This window comes from Virgisporangium aliadipatigenens (assembly GCF_016863615.1).
GTDB classification, from domain to species: Bacteria; Actinomycetota; Actinomycetes; order Mycobacteriales; family Micromonosporaceae; genus Virgisporangium; species Virgisporangium aliadipatigenens.
This window is the reverse complement of the sequence record NZ_BOPF01000033.1, coordinates 1-15,456: the sequence shown is the minus strand read 5'-3', so window position 1 is coordinate 15,456 and position 15,456 is coordinate 1. Positions and strand designations below refer to the sequence as shown.

Here is a 15,456-nt window from a genome sequence, read left to right as displayed (position 1 = left end):
GTATCGGTGCCTGTCTCTCTAGAGCGGCGCCACCCAGGTGGACCGGTCGCGGCAGTCCCGGACGTCGGCGCCGGCAACGATGCGTTCCAATTCCGCCCGCGGGAACCGGGCGCGGTCCAGCACCGTCACCGTGAAGAGGCAGGTCGGGAAGCGGACCGCGAGGAGCGCACCCTTCGGGCCGACGTTGACCCGACCGACCGGCCGCTCGTACCACCACGCCGGCCGGCCCGCGACGGTGGTGTTCGGCTCGTCGGGGAGCATCTCCTCCAGGGGCGCCGGCAGCGACGAGACGTTGACGATGAGCTGAGAACCCTCCCGCCCCCAGTCGAACATCGACGGGATCGGCGCGGTCGCGCTGCCGCCGAACCCGAGATTGGTCTGCGCCCACCCCGGCGCTCCCCCCAGGTCGACGCGCGCCGTGCCGACGTCGATGCCCGGTGGCCGGTATCCCAGCCGGAACGGCATCGCCAACGGCCGCGGCGGCCCGAGGCGCACCTGGGCGGCGGCGTTCAGCAGGCCGTCACGCAGGTCCTCGCCGGACACCAGGAGCCATGCGCCGGAGGGGTCCCGCAGGGCCACCAGTCGTGGGCCCGAGTCGGTCGGCGGGTCGGACAGGTAATAGCCGGTGCGGTTCCCCAGCGTGACCGGCTCGCCGCCGAGCAGCGGCGTGGGGTCGAAGGCGCCCGGGTCGACCACCGTCAGGTAGCCGCGGCCGTACCGGTAGCTCTGCGCGCGCCCGATGATGAGGTACTCCCGTGGCGCCAGCTCGACGTTCAGTTCCAACGGGCCGCGGGACCACGAGAACGCCGAGGGCGACGGGGACGGCGTCACGTACGGCGTTCGCGATGCGCCGCCGCCCAGGAAGCGCAGCGGCACCACCACGACCGCGGCCAGCAGGACGGCCACCACGACCGCCGTGATCCGCCGCCGGCGCCGCACCCGACGGGCCCCACGACGGGCCTGCTCGAGCATGCCCTCCGGCGACGGGGCGAGATCGTCGGCGAACTCCGTCATCAGCTGCGACAGGTTGTCGGTCATGGGGTCCTCCCCTCGTGGACCAGCCCGGCGCGCAGCGTGGCCAACCCCCGCGCCGCGAACGCCCGCACGCTCGACGGCCGGCAGTGCAACACCTCGGCGATCTCGTTGTCGGTGAGCCCCTCGTAGTAGCGCAGCACCAGCACGGCGCGCTGCTTGCGGGGCAGGCCGGTCAGCCGCTGCCACAGTTCGGCGCGATCGTGCAGTGCCACGACCGGATCGGGGGCGGCGGGTGCGCGCGGCCCGTCGAGCGCCTCGTAGGTCAGCGCGACCGTCGGGAGCCGGCGGCGGCGCAGGATCGACAGGTACGCGTTGGTCGTCATGGCGCGCACGTACGCGTAGGGGTCGTCGAGGCGTTCGATGCGGCGCCAGCGGACCAGCGCCTTGGTGAGCACCTCCTGCACGAGGTCGCGGGCCAGCTCCCGGTCGCCGGTGAGCAGCACCGCGTAGCGCAGCAGCGCCGGCAGCCGGTGCGCCGCGAACTCCTCGAACGCCATCGAGCCCCCTTCCGTCGCTAGTCTTAAACGCGAAAGCGGCTCGATCCGCTGCGCGGTGATGCCGAAATCCTGAGGTCCGAAAACCGCCAGCATTCGGCGGGTCACGGGAGCAGGATCGACGGCATGGAGCTGGACTTCGAACGCTGCTACCGGGCGGCCGCCACCCGCGACGGACGCTTCGACGGCTTCTTCTTCACGGCCGTCACGAGCACCCGCATCTACTGCCGGCCCTCCTGCCCGGCGCTCATGCCCAAGCGGGAGAACGTGCGCTTCCTGCCGAGCGCGGCAGCCGCGCAGCGCGAGGGCTTCCGCGCCTGCCTGCGCTGCCGGCCCGACGCGGCCCCGGGCTCCCCGGAGTGGAACGTCCGCGCCGACGTGGTGGCCCGCGCGGTCCGGCTCATCGCCGACGGGGTCGTCGACCGGTCCGGTGTCCCCGGACTGGCCGCACGCCTCGGCTACACCGAACGCCACCTGCACCGCCTGCTCACCGCCGAACTCGGCGCCGGCCCCATCGCGCTGGCCCGCGCGCAACGGGCACAGACGGCGCGGATCCTCATCGAGACGACCACGCTCGGGCTGGCCGACGTGGCGTTCGCGTCGGGGTTCGGGAGCGTGCGGCAGTTCAACGACACGATCCGGGAGATCTACGGGCGGGCGCCCTCGCAGCTGCGGGAGAAGGCCGCGCCGGCCGGGGGCGCGCTACGGCTGCGGCTGCCGTACCGGGCGCCGCTGCACGCGGACGCGCTGCTGGACTTCCTGGGACACCGCACGGTGCCGGGAATCGACGCCCGCGACGGCGACACGTACACGCGCACGATGCGCCTGCCGCACGGGGTGGCATCGGTGACCCTGAAACCCGTTCCGGGCTACGTGAACGCCGAACTCACCCTCGCCGACGTCCGTGACCTCGCGCCGGCCGTGAGCCGCTGCCGGCGCCTGCTCGACCTCGACGCCGACCCGGAGGCGATCGACGAGGTCCTGGCCGCCGACCCCACGCTGGCGGAGGAGGTGCGCAAGAACCCCGGCGTGCGCTCGCCCGGGGCGACCGACGGGCTGGAGATCGCGGTCCGCGCGGTGGTCGGGCAGCAGGTCTCCGTCGCGTCGGCGCGCACGGTGCTGTCGAAGCTCGTCGTGGCGGCCGGCGGCGCGTTCCCGGACGCGGCGGGGCTGCTCGCCCTGCCGGACAACGCTTTCGCCATGCCGACCGCGCGCCGGGGCACCCTGCGGGCGCTCGCGGCAGCGGTCGGCGACGGGTTGGACCTCGACGGCGGCGGCGATCGCGACGAGGTGCGCGCGGCACTGCTGGACCTGCCCGGCGTCGGGTCGTGGACCACCGACTACATCGCGTTGCGCGCACTCGGCGACCCCGACGTCTTCCTGCCCACCGACCTGGGAGTGCGCCGCGGCGCGGCCGCGCTGGGCCTCCCGTCCGACCCCAAGCGCCTCGCGGCCCACGCCGAACGCTGGCGCCCGTGGCGTTCCTACGCCGTCATCCGCCTCTGGAGGCACGCATGAACACCTACATGTCCACAGTGGACACCCCCGCCGGCCCGTTCACTCTCGTGGTCGACGACGAGGCGGTCCTGGCGAGCGGCTGGACGTCCACAGTGGACGATCTGCTGCACCTCAACACCGCGACGGCACAGCCGGAGCAGCGGGCCGAGCTCGGACAGTTCACGAAAGCGGTCATCGCCTACCACGACGGCGATCTCGGCGCGGTCGACGACATCCCGGTCCGCCAGCGCGGCGGCCCCTTCCTGAGCACGGCCTGGGACGCGCTCCGCAGGGTCGACCCCGGCGTCCCGGTCACCTATACGGAACTGGCGGCGCGGGCCGGAAACCCGGCGGCGGTAAGGGCCGCGGCGATGGCCTGCGCGCGCAACGCGGCGGCGCTCTTCGTGCCCTGCCACCGGATCATCCGCACGGACGGCACGCTCGGCGGCTTCCGCTGGGGGCTGCCGGTCAAGCGCTGGCTGCTCGACCACGAGAGCCACCCGAGTAATGGGGCGCAGCGCCTCGTGTGAGGTGTCTAGCATCGATGCATGACGGATACGGTGCAGCGCGCCGTCCCCGCCCGCCCGGAGCTTGCCGGGCTGGAGGAGAAGTGGGCGCGCAGGTGGCAGGAGGAAGGGACGTACGCGTTCGACCGGTCGGCTGACCGGGCGGACGTATACGCCATCGACACTCCCCCGCCCTCCGTATCCGGCGTGCTGCACGTGGGGCACGTGTTCTCGTTCACGCACACCGACCTCGTGGCCCGCTACCAGCGGATGCGCGGCAAGGCCGTGTTCTACCCGATGGGCTGGGACGACAACGGCCTGCCCACCGAGCGCCGCGTGGAGAACTTCTTCAAGGTGCGCTGCGATCCCACGCTCCCCTACGTGCCGGGCCTGGAAAACCCGAGCGGGCCGGTGTCCCGGCGCAACTTCATCGAGATCTGCGAACAGATGACCGCCCTGGACGAGAAGGCGTTCGAGGAGTTGTGGCGCACGCTCGGGCTCTCCGTGGACTGGTCGCTGACCTACACGACGATCGGTGACGTGGCGCGGGCGGCGTCGCAGCGGGCGTTCCTGCGCAACCTGGCGCGGGGCGAGGCGTACCTGGCCGAGGCGCCGACGCTGTGGGACGTCACGTTCGGGACGGCGGTGGCCCAGGCCGAGTTGGAGGACCGGGAGTCCTCGGGCGCCATGCACCGGCTGCGCTTCGGCGCCGCCTCGGGTTTCCTTGAGATCGACACCACCCGGCCCGAATTGCTGCCGGCCTGCGTGGCGGTGGTGTGCCATCCGTCCGACGAGCGGTACGCGTCGCTCGTGGGATCGTTTGTGAGGACGCCCATCTTCGGCGTTTCGGTGCCCGTCTTCGCGCATCCGGCCGCCGATCCGGCCAAGGGTACGGGACTCGTGATGGTGTGCACGTTCGGCGACCTGACGGACGTGACGTGGTGGCGGGATCTCGACCTGGACACCCGCGTGGTGATCGGACGGGACGGGCGGTTCCTCGCCACAGCACCGTCCGATGTGGACGGTCGCGCCTACGCGCCGCTCGCCGGCCTCACCCCGCAGCAGGCCCGCCGCGCCATCGTGGAACGCCTCCGCGACCGCGGCGACCTCGTCGGTGAGCCGTACCCGGTGCGCCATCAGGTGAAGTACTACGAGAAGGGCGCCGCGCCGCTGGAGATCGTGACGTCGCGCCAGTGGTACATCCGCAACGGCGGCCGGGACAACGCCCTGCGCGCCGCGCTGCTGGAACGCGGCGGCGACCTCGAATGGATCCCGGCGCACATGCGGCACCGGTACGACCACTGGGTCGGCGGGCTCACCGGCGACTGGCTGATCAGCCGGCAGCGCTTCTTCGGCGTGCCGTTCCCCGTGTGGTACCCGATCTCCGCGGACGGCACGGTGGAGCACGGCCGCCCGTTGACGCCGGACGAGAGCCGCCTGCCGGTGGACCCGACGACCGACGTGCCGGACGGCTACACCGAGGCGCAGCGCGGCAAGCCGGGCGGCTTCGCGGCCGAACGCGACGTGATGGACACCTGGGCCACCTCGTCGCTCACGCCGCAGATCGCCGGCGGCTGGGAACGGGATCCCGCGCTCTTCGCGAAGGTGTTCCCGTACGACCTGCGCCCGCAGGCACACGAGATCATCCGGACCTGGCTCTTCGGCACCGTCGTGCGGGCCCATCTGGAGCACGGTGTGCTGCCCTGGCGCCGGGCCGTCATCTCCGGCTGGATCCTCGATCCCGACCGGAAGAAGATCGGCAAGTCGCTGGGCAACGCCGTCACGCCCACCGGTCACCTCGAACGCTACGGCTCCGACGCCGTGCGCTACTGGGCGGCACAGGGCCGGCCCGGCGCCGACCTGGCGTTCGACGAGGGCCAGATGCGCATCGGCCGGCGGCTCGCCACCAAGGTGCTCAACGCGTCCCGGTTCGTGCTGGGCTTCGGGCACTCCGACGCGCCGGTGACGGCTCCGCTCGACCGTTCGATGCTGGCCGAACTGTCCACTGTGGTCGATGCGGCGACGGCGGCCTTCGACGCGTACGACCACACGAGTGCGCTCGCCGGGACGGAGCGGTTCTTCTGGACGTTCTGCGACGACTACATCGAACTGGTAAAGGAGCGGGCCTACTCGGGCGACGAGTCAGCCCGTTCGGCCCTGCACTCGGCCCTTTCGGTGATGTTGCGGTTGTTCGCGCCGTTCCTGCCGTACGCCACAGAAGAGGTGTGGTCGTGGTGGCGGGAGGGATCGATCCATCGGGCTCCGTGGCCGACCGAGCACTTTCCGGGGGAACCGGCGGTGTTCGCAGCCGTCGCCGGTGCGCTCAGCCAGGTGCGGCGGGCCAAGTCCGAGCGAAAGGTGTCGATGCGCACTCCGGTCCTCGCGGCCCGGATCATCGGCCCCGCAACGGATCTCGGCCACATTCAGGACGCTTTGCCCGATCTGCGGGCAGCCGGGCACCTCAACGCCGTTTCGTTCGCCCCGTCGGAGGACGGTGCCCTCAGGGTCTCCTGCACCATCTAGCCCCCGCCCGTACGATCTTTCATGAACGCCCGGATCCTGGCAGACTTTGTCACGCTGCGGATCCGGGCGATCAGCCCATCGTGAGGTCGTGCAGGCTCCAAGGATCGAGGGACGCGGATGTCCAGCGGACGGTGGAACGGCGGCACCCGGGCCCTACTGGTCCTCATCGGGTTCGTGCTGGTTTCGCTGGGGGTTCTGGCGACGATCCGGTTCCAGAGCGGTGCCGGAGCGGCCGCACTCGTGATCGGCGGGCTCGTCGTGGGGCTGGCCGGAGTCGCCGGCAGCATCGCACTGTCCCGGCAGGCGCAGCCGGTCGCCAGTTCCGAGGTGCGGCTGTCCGCCGCCGCCGAGGCGCAGCAGGCCGGGGACATCGAAGGTGCGCTCGACCGGTTCGCGCAGGCGCTCAAGGTGTACGCGCCGGAAAATGCCGATTACCACGAGGCGGCCACGCAGGCGATGTACCAGGCCGCCGGCCGTGCGGGTGAGCAACTGCGGCCGCTGTACGGGTTCCTGCTGAGCCCGCTCGCCATGTCGGGTTCGCTGGTGCTGGTGGACATCCGGGGCGGCACCGGCTTTTCGCTCACGCGTATGCAGACCACGTACCAGACACTGCTGGTGGGGCCGCCGGCCGTGTTCGACGCGGTGCTCGTCATCGTCAACGCCGCGCCCAAGCACTCCACCGTCGCGGCCGTCAGCGAACTGGCCACCGCCCTGGAACGCCCCGTCGTGGCCGTCGGCTGGCGGGTCGACGACGAGTTGGACGCCCTCCTGGCCGGCATCGACCGGGTCCGTCACGCGGTGGCCGAACGCGCACCCGCCGTTCCCGCCGCGGTAGGCGTGGCGACCGGTCGGCCGGCGGTCGGCGCGCCGCCACCGGTCCACCGCCCGGCACCCGCCCCGCCACGGCCGGCACCGGCCCAGCGACCCGCGCCGGAGCAGCGGCCGCCCGACCCGTCCTGGCAGGGCGACCCCTGGGCGCAGGAACCCTGGACCGACGGCGCGGGCCGCCCCCCGGTGGCCCCCGAGGTGACCGAACATCCCGACGACGAACCCGCCCGCCCGTCCGGCGGGATATACCGTGCGCCCGCGCCCGACGACACCGACCCGGTCGGCACGGCCCCGCACGGCGCGGCCGGCGGTCGTGGTGCGGCCAGCGGCGCGGGGCAGTCCGGTCGGGGCGGCGGGCGTGGTGCCGCCGGGTCCCTTGCCGGCGCCTCGGGCGGTACGGCCGGCGCGGACGACGGGTTCGAGGAGATCGGTGGAGCAGCCGCGACAGGGTCGTCCGGGCGGCGCGGCGGGTCCGGGACGGCCGGCGGCCACGGCGCATCGGCCGATCCGGGTGCGGGTGGCGGCGGATCGGGCGCTACGCGCGGCGCGGGTCCGACCGGCGGCGGCTCCGCTGCCGGCCGCGGATCCGGCGGTCCCGGTGCATCCGGCGGCGGCTCCGCTGCGGGACGCGCGTCGGGCGGTCCCGACCCATCCGGCGGCACCGGCGCGTCCGGGGGCATCTATCCGGGTGGCGGCTCGGCCGGGAGCGGCGCGCCCGCCGGTGGCGCACGCGGCCCCGGAGGCGACGCCTACGCGGCCGGCGGCCAGGCAGGCGGCGCACACGGTGGCGGCAGCGCGGGAGACATCTACCCGGGTGGCGGCCAGGCGAGCGGCACACGCGCAGGCAGCGGCCAGACCGGCGGCAGCGGACACGCAGGCGATCCCTACGCGGGCGGCGGCCCGGCGAGCGGCACACACGGCGGCTCCCGTGCCGGCAGCGGCCAAGCCGGCGCGCACGGCGGTGGCGCACACGGCGGCGGCCCGGCGGGCGGCGCACACGCCGGGGGCGGACAGGCAGGCGGCGCACACGGCGGGGGCGGCCAGGCGAGCGGCGGGCAGCCCGGCTTCCCGCCCCAGCCGTTGCCCGGGGCCGCCGGCACCACCCCCCGTGCGGTGAGCCAGTCCCCCACCGCACCCCCTCGCCCGGTGCCACCCGCCGGCCCTCCCCCCGCGACGGCTCCCCGCCAGGTCGGCTCCGCACCGGCGCCCCGCCCGGTCGGCAGCACCCCGCCGCCGCAGCCGGCCGACGGAGCCGACACCCCGGACGAGCCCCGCCCGGCCGTCGGCGCGGCGGCCGTCCCGCGGCCGACACCACCTCCCGCACGCACCTACGATGACAGCGCGGCCTGGCGCCACGCGACCGAACTCCACTGGCAGGGCCAACTGCAGGAGGCCGAGGGCGCGTACCAGCGCATCATCGGCGACCGCGCACGTGCGCTCGGCCCCGAACACCCGGACACGCTCGCCGCCCGCGACCAGCACGCGACGGTGCTGCGCGACCTCGACCGGCTCGGCGAGGCGCTGCGCGAGTGCGAGGACGTGCTGGCCGCACGGACCCGTTCGCTGGGCCAGGATCATCCGGACACGCTGACCAGCCGCAGCCACCTCGCGACGATCTTCCACCAGCTCGGCGAACTCACCCAGGCGGAGGCCGAGCACCAGCGGGTCCTGCACGCGCGCACCCGGGTCCTGGGCGCCACCCACCAGGAGACCCTGATCAGCCGCAGCAATCTCGCCAAGGTGCACCAGGACCTGGGCGAACTCGACCGCGCCGTGGACGAGCACCGGCAGGTCCTGGAGGCCCGCCAGCGGGTGCTGGGCGCGGAGCACCGGGACTCGCTGATGAGCCGTTCGCTGTTGGCGTCCGCGCTGCACCAGGCGGGGCGGCTGGAGGAGGCCGAGGCTCAGCACCGGCGGGTCCTGCGCAGCCGGTTGCGCCTGCTCGGGCCGGTACACCTGGACACCGCTGTCTCGCGGCACCGGCTCGCAAGTGTGCTGCACGACATCGGCCGCCTGAACGAGGCGATCGCGGAGTATCGCGCCGCCCACGAGATCTACTCGGAACTGCTCGGCGAGGGCAGCCCGTTCGCCCGCGCCGCAGCTTCGGACCTCGCCATGGCCGAACGCGCCCTCAACCGCCGCTGAGCCCCGGCGGGACGCCCGCCATGATCATGAGGCCGTCGACGGGGTTAGAAGTCGCCGCCGCCGAAGTCGCTGAACGAGTCGCCGCCGTCGAAGGAGTCGAAGGAGTCGACCGAGTCACCGGAGTCGCCGCCGTCCTCAAACCCGCCGACCTCGTAATCCCCGTCCGAGGAGTCGCCGTCCGAGGAGTCGCCGTCGAGGGAGTCGCCGTCGAAGGAGTCCCCCACGTCGCCGGACACCAGCCCGGCGTCATAACCCGGGTCCGCGAAGACCGGGCTGAACAACGCGCTGAACAACAGCGCCGAACCCAGTCCCCACGCCCCGCCGATCAACGCCGCCCGCCACCACGGTTCGGAGTACCAGCCGCGCGGCACCCGGCGCCCCGCGACCACCCCGCCCGGGTAGTAATACGGCGTCCCGTCCCCCGCGTGCGGCGCCGCGGAGACCCGACGCCCGTCCGCCTCCACGGAACGCGGCACGGTGATCTCCCCCGCCGCCCGCTGTGCTGAGGTGAGCGGCAGCGCGGGGCCGGGGTCGAGGCCCAGTGCCGTTCGGGCGGCGCGCACGTAGGACAGGCCCTCCAGGGCGGAGTCGCGGGCCAGCTCCACCTGCCGCACCGAACGCGCGGAGGCGATCTCCCCGCCGGCGGCGTTGAAGCGTTCGCTCGCGTCGGCCAGCGCCTGCCGCGCCGCGGCCGAACCCTGCGGGTCGAGCGTGCTGAGCTGCCCGCCGAGCTGTTCGTGCCACCGCCGGGCCTCGGCCCGCGCGTCCTCCAGCGCCCGCGCGGCCCTCAGCCGGGAGAAGACGAGCAGCGCACCCACCACGAGCAGCAAAAGAACGATCACAATCACGGCCGTCATACGGATTCCGCTACCCAAAGCGCGTATGTCGTACCCACCGTGCATGCTGTCCACCGTGGAGCTACTGGTACTGCTGGTCGGTCTCGCCGTCGGCGGGGCGCTCGGATGGTTCGCGGCCCGGTCCCGTTCGATCACGGAGATCGCCCGGCTGGACGCGACCCTACGGGCGACCCGCGAGGGCGAGGCCCGACTGGAGCGGTCGCTCCGCGCGCTCAACTACGAGGCCGCCGAGCAGTCGCAGGCGGCGGTGGCGGACGCGGTGGCGCCGCTGCGGGAGTCGCTGGCGCGGTACGAGACGCGCGTCTCCGAGCTGGAGCGGGACCGGGTGGGCGCCTACGAGTCGCTGCGCGAGCAGGTGCGTTCGATGACGGCGGTCTCCGGGGAGCTGCGCACGGAGACGCGGCAGCTGGTGGCGGCGTTGCGGGCGCCGCAGGTGCGCGGCCGGTGGGGCGAGCATCAGCTGCGTCGGATCGTCGAGGCGGCCGGCATGCTGGATCACTGCGACTTCGAGGAGCAGGTCAGCGGCCGCACCGACGCCGGCGGCGTGCGGCCGGACCTGGTGGTGCACCTGCACGGCGGGCGGCAGGTGGTGGTGGACGCGAAGGTGCCGTTCGACGCCTATCTGGGGGCGATGGAGGCGCGCGAGGACGACGTGCGCAACGAACGCCTCCTGCACCACGCCAGGCAGGTGCGCGCCCATGTCGATCAGCTGTCGGCCAAGGCGTACTGGGAGGCGTTCGAGCCGACGCCGGAGTTCGTGGTGCTGTTCCTGCCGGCGGATCCGTTCCTGGACGCGGCGTTGCAGCGGGATCCGACGCTGCTGGAGCACGCGTTCAGCCGCAACGTGGTGTTGGCGACGCCGTCGACGCTCGTGGCGTTGCTGCGCACGATCGCCTACGCCTGGCGTCAGGAGGCCCTGGCGCGCAACGCCATGACGGTGCACACGATCGCCCGCGAGCTGTACGGGCGGCTGTCCACGATGGGCGATCACCTGGCGAAGGTGGGCACCTCGTTGAGCGCGTCGGTGACGGCGTACAACCGGGCGGTCGGTTCATTGGAGGCCCGGGTCCTGGTCAGTGCCCGCAAGCTCGCCGAGCTGGGCGTGTCGGGCACGGACCTGCCGGCGCCCCCGCAGGTCGAGGTCGCGCCGCGGTCCGTCCAGGCGACGGAGCTGGTCGAGTCGGAGTACGAGGCGCTGCTGAGCGACGAGTAGCGCCGATCTTGCGGCTCGCCCGAGGCCGACCAGGGCCCGCGCAAAGATCAGGCCCGCGCCGCAGCAGCCTTCATGTCGCGCTTGAGCTCCTGGGGAAGGCTGAAGGTCAGGCGCTCCTCCGCCGTGTTGACCTCCGTGACGCTGGTGAAGCCGCGCTCGGCCAGGAACGCCAGCACGTCCATCACCAGCTCGTCCGGCACCGACGCCCCGGAGGTCAGGCCGACCGTGGTGGCGTCGGTCAGCCACTCCTCCTGGATCTCGGAGGCGAAGTCGATCAGGTACCCCGCCTTGGAACCGCAGTCGACGGCCACCTCACGCAGCCGCTGCGAGTTGGAGGAGTTCTGCGAACCGACGACCAGCACGACGTCGCACTCCGGCGCGATCTCCTTGACGGCGAGCTGGCGGTTCTGCGTGGCGTAGCAGATGTCGTCGCTCGGCGGCGCCTGGAGCAGCGGCAGCTTGAGCTTGAGCCGGTTGACGGTCTCCATGGTCTCGTCCACCGAGAGCGTGGTCTGCGACAGCCACACGACCTTCGAGGGGTCCCGCACCTCCACCTGCTCGACCGAGTCGGGCCCGTCGACCAGCGTGATCCGGGCCGGCGCCTGGCCGGTGGTGCCGATGACCTCTTCGTGCCCCTCGTGCCCGATGAGCAGGATGTCGTAATCGTCGTTGGCGAACCGGCGCGCCTCGTGGTGCACCTTCGTCACCAGCGGGCAGGTGGCGTCGATGGCCTTGAGCGAACGCTCCTTGGCCTGGGCGTACACCTCGGGCGCCACGCCGTGCGCGGAGAAGATCACGACGGAGCCCTCGGGCACCTCCTCGTTCTCCTCCACGAAGATCGCGCCGCGCGCCTGGAGCGTGGTCACGACGTGCTTGTTGTGCACGATCTCCTTGCGGACGTACACCGGTGCGCCGTAGAGGTCGAGCGCCTTCTCGACGGTCTGCACCGCACGGTCGACGCCGGCGCAGTACCCGCGCGGCTTGGCCAGCAGAACCCGCTTCGGAGAGGTGGTCACCCGGCCATGGTACGTGCCGCCGATAGGGTGGCACCCGTGTCGGAATCGTCCCCCGAGCAGCCGTGGCCGGTGCGCGTGGTCAGCCAGAAGATCTCCGCGTGGATCGGGAAGCTGGGGTGGGTCTGGATCGACGGGCAGGTGGCGCAGATCACCCGCCGGCCCGGTGCCGGCACGGTGTTCATCACGCTGCGGGACCCGTCGGCGGATCTCAGCCTGACGATCACCACCAACCGGGACGTGCTGGATCGCGGCGCACCCGAGCTGGAGAGCGGCGCCCGGATCGTGGCGCGGGCCAAGCCGGACTTCTTCCCGGGCCGGGGCACGTTGAGCCTGCGCGCCGACGAGATCCGGCAGGTGGGCATCGGCGAACTGCTGGCCCGGATCGAGAAGCTGCGCAAGCTGCTGAACGCCGAGGGTCTCTTCGACCGGTCGCGCAAGCGGCGGCTGCCGTTCCTGCCGCACAGAGTGGGCTTGATCACGGGCCGGGCCAGCGCGGCGGAGCGCGACGTGCTGCAGAACGCCAAGCGCCGCTGGCCGTCCGTGGAGTTCCGGGTGATCAACGTGGCGGTGCAGGGGGCGCAGGCCGTTCCGGAGATGATCAATGCCCTGCGGGTCCTCGACGCGGACGAGGGCGTCGACGTGATCATCCTGGCCCGGGGCGGCGGCAGCGCCGAGGACCGGCTGCCCTTCTCCGACGAGGGGTTGTGCCGCGCCGTGTTCGGCTGCCGCACGCCGGTGATCTCGGCGATCGGCCACGAGACCGACACCCACCTGGTGGACTACGTCGCCGACTACCACGCGTCGACCCCGACCGACGCCGCCAAGCGGGTCGTGCCGGACCTGCGCGACGAGTGGCGCCTCATCGACACGGCGCGCGGTCGCCTCCGCCGCACGATGCACCACCTGATCGAACGCGAACAGCACCGCCTCGACGGGATGCGCAGCCGCCCCGCCCTGGCCAAGCCGCACGCCGTCCTCGACGGGCTCGCGGCCGACACCAGTGCGCTGCGCGACCGGGCCGAACGCATCCTGCGCCACCGCCTCGACCGGGCCGACGACGGGCTCACGCACACCACCGCGCGGCTGCGGGCGCTGTCGCCGAGGGCCACCCTGGAACGCGGCTACGCCATCGTGCAGCGCGCCGACGGGGCGGTCGTGCGTTCCCCGGAAGAGGTAGCGGAAGGCGAGACGCTGCGGGTGCGGCTGGCGGGCGGCGAGCTGACCGCTAAGGTCGCCAGCGATGACTGAGCAGCAGCAACTGAGCTACGAGCAGGCCCGGGCCGAGCTGGCCGGCGTCGTCGAACGGCTGGAGGCCGGCGGCGCCACCCTGGAGGAGTCGCTGGCCCTGTGGGAACGCGGCGAGAAGCTGGCCGCGATCTGCCAGCAGTGGCTGGACGACGCCCGGGCCAAGCTGGACGCCGCCCGCCCGGAAAGCTAGCCGGGCGGGCGGCAAAAGATCACTTCAGCGACCCCGCGAGCTGCTTCAGCTCGTCCTCCGAGGCCTTGCCGACGACGATCACCGTGCGGCCCGGCTCGCGCAGCACGAGCGCCTTCTCACCGGTTCGCGCGGGGTAGCTCTCCCACGACCTGCCGCCCACGTCGACGTTGCCGGACGAGGTCCGCTCGCCGCCGAGTTCGCGGCGCAGCATCTCCTCCGGCGGCAGGCTGCCCTCGATCAGCTGCACGGAACCGCCGTCCGGCGTCTCGTAGCCGACGCGCAGCTCCGCTCCGGACTGCTGCGGCTGGTACAGCGCGCGCACCGGCTTCCAGTCGTCGCTGAGCCCCTTCGGTTCGAGCACCGGGAAGGCGGCCGCCGCCCGCGCCTCCGCGTACGTGGGACCGGGGTCGATCGCCGCCGAGTCGCCGCCGCCGAGGAAGCTGTACACGCCGAAGAGGACCAGCAGGATGCCGACCAGCACGCCTATGGAGATCACCATGTCGCGCGGGCGCCGGCTGCGTTCGGCGACGGCCTGGACGGGACCGCGGTTCTCGCGCAGGCCGTCCTCGACGGGCTCGTCGTCATCGTCGTAGTCGGTGTCGTCGGCGTACGCCGGGATCTGCCCCGTCAGCGCCGGCGGATGGTCTTCGCCGTAGGCCGGACCTGGACCGTCGGGCGGCAGGGGCGCCAGATCGGGATCGGTCGAGTCGGGCGGCCGGGGGGCCCGACCGGTTCCCTGGGGCCAGGAACTCTCACTCACACAATCACCTCGCTCCGCGTCATCCTCGCCCATGGCCCCGGGCCCGCGCACACCCCCCATGGGAGGATTGCGGTCAGCGCGAGGAGGAACCCGATGGACGTACCTGTACGCAAGCCTCAGGATCTCGACCGTAACCTCGCCCTGGACCTGGTCCGGGTCACGGAGGCGGCCGCGATGGCCGCGGGCCGTTGGGTGGGTCGCGGCGACAAGGAGGGCGGCGACGGCGCGGCCGTCGACGCGATGCGCAAGCTGATCAACTCCGTCCCGATGACCGGGGTGGTCGTGATCGGCGAGGGCGAGAAGGACAACGCCCCGATGCTCTACAACGGCGAGCGGGTCGGCGACGGCACCGGTCCCGAGGTGGACGTGGCGGTCGACCCGATCGACGGGACGACGCTGATGAGCAAGGGCATGCCCAATGCGCTGGCCGTGCTGGCGGTGGCCGAGCGGGGCGCGATGTTCGACCCGAGCGCGGTCTTCTACATGGAGAAGCTGGCCGTCGGGCCGGACTGCGCCGACGTGATCGACATCGAGGCCGGCGTCGAGGAGAACCTGCGCCGCATCGCCAAGGTGAAGCGTTCGGCCGTCTCCGACGTGACGGTCTGCATCCTGGACCGGCCGCGGCACCAGGACCTGATCCGGCGGGTGCGCGGGATGGGCGCACGGATCCGGTTCATCTCGGACGGGGACATCGCCGGGTCGATCAGCGCCGCCCGGGAGGGCAGCGACGTCGACGTGCTGATGGGCATCGGCGGCACGCCGGAGGGCATCGTCTCCGCCTGCGCGCTCAAGTGCATGGGCGGCGCGATCCAGACCCGCCTGTGGCCGCGCGACGACGCCGAGCGGGAGAAGGCGCTGGCCGCCGGTCACGACCTGGCGCGGGTGCTGAGCACCGACGACCTCGTCTCCGGCGACAACATGTTCTTCTGCGCCACCGGCGTGACCAGCGGCGACCTGGTGCGTGGCGTGCGGTACCGCTCCGGCGGGGCGTACACGCAGTCGATCGTCATGCGCTCCAAGTCCGGCACGATCCGCGTGATCGACTCCTACCACCGGCTGGAGAAACTCGCCCTCTACTCCGCCATCGACTTCGACGGGCGTCCGATCGAGACCCTTTAGAGATCTATTTCGCGGGCCCGCCGGG

At 72.9% G+C, this 15,456-nt stretch carries 13 protein-coding genes; 8 read left to right on the top strand and 5 right to left on the bottom strand.

The window, feature by feature from the left end; all coding sequences use genetic code 11:
* Positions 1 to 18: 18 nt before the first annotated feature.
* The gene (locus Val02_RS34765) at positions 19 to 1,038 is read right to left on the bottom strand and encodes a hypothetical protein (RefSeq protein WP_203903538.1); all 1,020 of its coding nucleotides are present in this window, start codon (positions 1,036 to 1,038) and stop codon (positions 19 to 21) included.
* Positions 1,035 to 1,532 (bottom strand): SigE family RNA polymerase sigma factor, encoded by a 498-nt coding sequence (locus tag Val02_RS34760; RefSeq protein WP_203903537.1) that lies wholly within the window; start codon positions 1,530 to 1,532, stop codon positions 1,035 to 1,037. The genes Val02_RS34765 and Val02_RS34760 overlap by 4 nt, the downstream gene beginning before the upstream one ends.
* A 123-nt stretch (positions 1,533 to 1,655) precedes the next feature.
* Between Val02_RS34760 and Val02_RS34755 the strand changes: the two genes are divergently transcribed.
* The 4 genes from Val02_RS34755 to Val02_RS34740 all read left to right on the top strand — a co-directional run bounded on the left by Val02_RS34755 (position 1,656) and on the right by Val02_RS34740 (position 9,028).
* Complete coding sequence (locus Val02_RS34755; protein WP_203903536.1) at positions 1,656 to 3,047, top strand: AlkA N-terminal domain-containing protein; 1,392 nt, start codon at positions 1,656 to 1,658, stop codon at positions 3,045 to 3,047.
* Positions 3,044 to 3,556: a methylated-DNA--[protein]-cysteine S-methyltransferase gene (locus Val02_RS34750; protein WP_203903535.1), complete on the top strand. Its 513-nt coding sequence runs from the start codon at positions 3,044 to 3,046 to the stop codon at positions 3,554 to 3,556. Before Val02_RS34755 ends, Val02_RS34750 begins: the two co-directional genes overlap by 4 nt.
* An 18-nt stretch (positions 3,557 to 3,574) precedes the next feature.
* Complete coding sequence (gene valS, locus Val02_RS34745) at positions 3,575 to 6,055, top strand: valine--tRNA ligase (protein WP_203903534.1); 2,481 nt, start codon at positions 3,575 to 3,577, stop codon at positions 6,053 to 6,055.
* Positions 6,056 to 6,172: 117 nt separating this feature from the next.
* Positions 6,173 to 9,028, top strand: a complete 2,856-nt coding sequence (locus Val02_RS34740; RefSeq protein ID WP_203903533.1) for a tetratricopeptide repeat protein — start codon at positions 6,173 to 6,175, stop codon at positions 9,026 to 9,028.
* 44 nt (positions 9,029 to 9,072) lie between these two features.
* Here Val02_RS34740 and Val02_RS34735 read toward each other — a convergent pair whose 3' ends face one another.
* A complete protein-coding gene (locus Val02_RS34735) occupies positions 9,073 to 9,885 on the bottom strand; it encodes a hypothetical protein (RefSeq protein WP_203903532.1) in 813 nt (270 codons plus the stop codon).
* Positions 9,886 to 9,928: 43 nt separating this feature from the next.
* On the opposite strand from Val02_RS34735, the gene Val02_RS34730 reads away from it, so the two are divergent.
* The gene (locus Val02_RS34730) at positions 9,929 to 11,098 is read left to right on the top strand and encodes a DNA recombination protein RmuC (RefSeq protein WP_203903531.1); all 1,170 of its coding nucleotides are present in this window, start codon (positions 9,929 to 9,931) and stop codon (positions 11,096 to 11,098) included.
* Positions 11,099 to 11,145: 47 nt separating this feature from the next.
* Here the strand turns inward: Val02_RS34730 and Val02_RS34725 are convergent, their stop codons facing one another.
* On the bottom strand, positions 11,146 to 12,114 hold the full coding sequence (locus Val02_RS34725) for a 4-hydroxy-3-methylbut-2-enyl diphosphate reductase (protein ID WP_203903530.1): 969 nt from the start codon (positions 12,112 to 12,114) through the stop codon (positions 11,146 to 11,148).
* A gap of 6 nt (positions 12,115 to 12,120) precedes the next feature.
* On the opposite strand from Val02_RS34725, the gene xseA reads away from it, so the two are divergent.
* Both xseA and Val02_RS34715 read left to right on the top strand, forming a co-directional pair.
* Positions 12,121 to 13,362, top strand: coding sequence for an exodeoxyribonuclease VII large subunit (gene xseA, locus Val02_RS34720; protein WP_203903529.1), 1,242 nt, complete (start codon positions 12,121 to 12,123; stop codon positions 13,360 to 13,362).
* Entirely contained in the window at positions 13,355 to 13,552 is a 198-nt protein-coding gene (locus tag Val02_RS34715) for an exodeoxyribonuclease VII small subunit (RefSeq protein WP_203903528.1), read from the top strand. The genes xseA and Val02_RS34715 overlap by 8 nt, the downstream gene beginning before the upstream one ends.
* A 19-nt stretch (positions 13,553 to 13,571) precedes the next feature.
* Here the strand turns inward: Val02_RS34715 and Val02_RS34710 are convergent, their stop codons facing one another.
* Positions 13,572 to 14,312: a DUF4245 domain-containing protein gene (locus Val02_RS34710; protein ID WP_203903527.1), complete on the bottom strand. Its 741-nt coding sequence runs from the start codon at positions 14,310 to 14,312 to the stop codon at positions 13,572 to 13,574.
* 93 nt (positions 14,313 to 14,405) lie between these two features.
* Between Val02_RS34710 and glpX the strand changes: the two genes are divergently transcribed.
* Positions 14,406 to 15,431 (top strand): class II fructose-bisphosphatase, encoded by a 1,026-nt coding sequence (gene glpX, locus Val02_RS34705; protein WP_203903526.1) that lies wholly within the window; start codon positions 14,406 to 14,408, stop codon positions 15,429 to 15,431.
* The last annotated feature ends 25 nt before the right edge of the window (positions 15,432 to 15,456 follow it).

What these genes read in the sequence shown, in the direction of transcription:
- Val02_RS34765 (WP_203903538.1), bottom strand. Translation starts at nt 1,038, where the DNA reads ATGACCGACAACCTGTCGCAGCTGATGACGGAGTTCGCCGACGATCTC.
- Val02_RS34760 (WP_203903537.1), bottom strand. Translation starts at nt 1,532, where the DNA reads ATGGCGTTCGAGGAGTTCGCGGCGCACCGGCTGCCGGCGCTGCTGCGC.
- Val02_RS34755 (WP_203903536.1), top strand. Translation starts at nt 1,656, where the DNA reads ATGGAGCTGGACTTCGAACGCTGCTACCGGGCGGCCGCCACCCGCGAC.
- Val02_RS34750 (WP_203903535.1), top strand. Translation starts at nt 3,044, where the DNA reads ATGAACACCTACATGTCCACAGTGGACACCCCCGCCGGCCCGTTCACT.
- valS (WP_203903534.1), top strand. Translation starts at nt 3,575, where the DNA reads ATGACGGATACGGTGCAGCGCGCCGTCCCCGCCCGCCCGGAGCTTGCC.
- Val02_RS34740 (WP_203903533.1), top strand. Translation starts at nt 6,173, where the DNA reads ATGTCCAGCGGACGGTGGAACGGCGGCACCCGGGCCCTACTGGTCCTC.
- Val02_RS34735 (WP_203903532.1), bottom strand. Translation starts at nt 9,885, where the DNA reads ATGACGGCCGTGATTGTGATCGTTCTTTTGCTGCTCGTGGTGGGTGCG.
- Val02_RS34730 (WP_203903531.1), top strand. Translation starts at nt 9,929, where the DNA reads ATGCTGTCCACCGTGGAGCTACTGGTACTGCTGGTCGGTCTCGCCGTC.
- xseA (WP_203903529.1), top strand. Translation starts at nt 12,121, where the DNA reads ATGGTACGTGCCGCCGATAGGGTGGCACCCGTGTCGGAATCGTCCCCC.
- Val02_RS34715 (WP_203903528.1), top strand. Translation starts at nt 13,355, where the DNA reads ATGACTGAGCAGCAGCAACTGAGCTACGAGCAGGCCCGGGCCGAGCTG.
- glpX (WP_203903526.1), top strand. Translation starts at nt 14,406, where the DNA reads ATGGACGTACCTGTACGCAAGCCTCAGGATCTCGACCGTAACCTCGCC.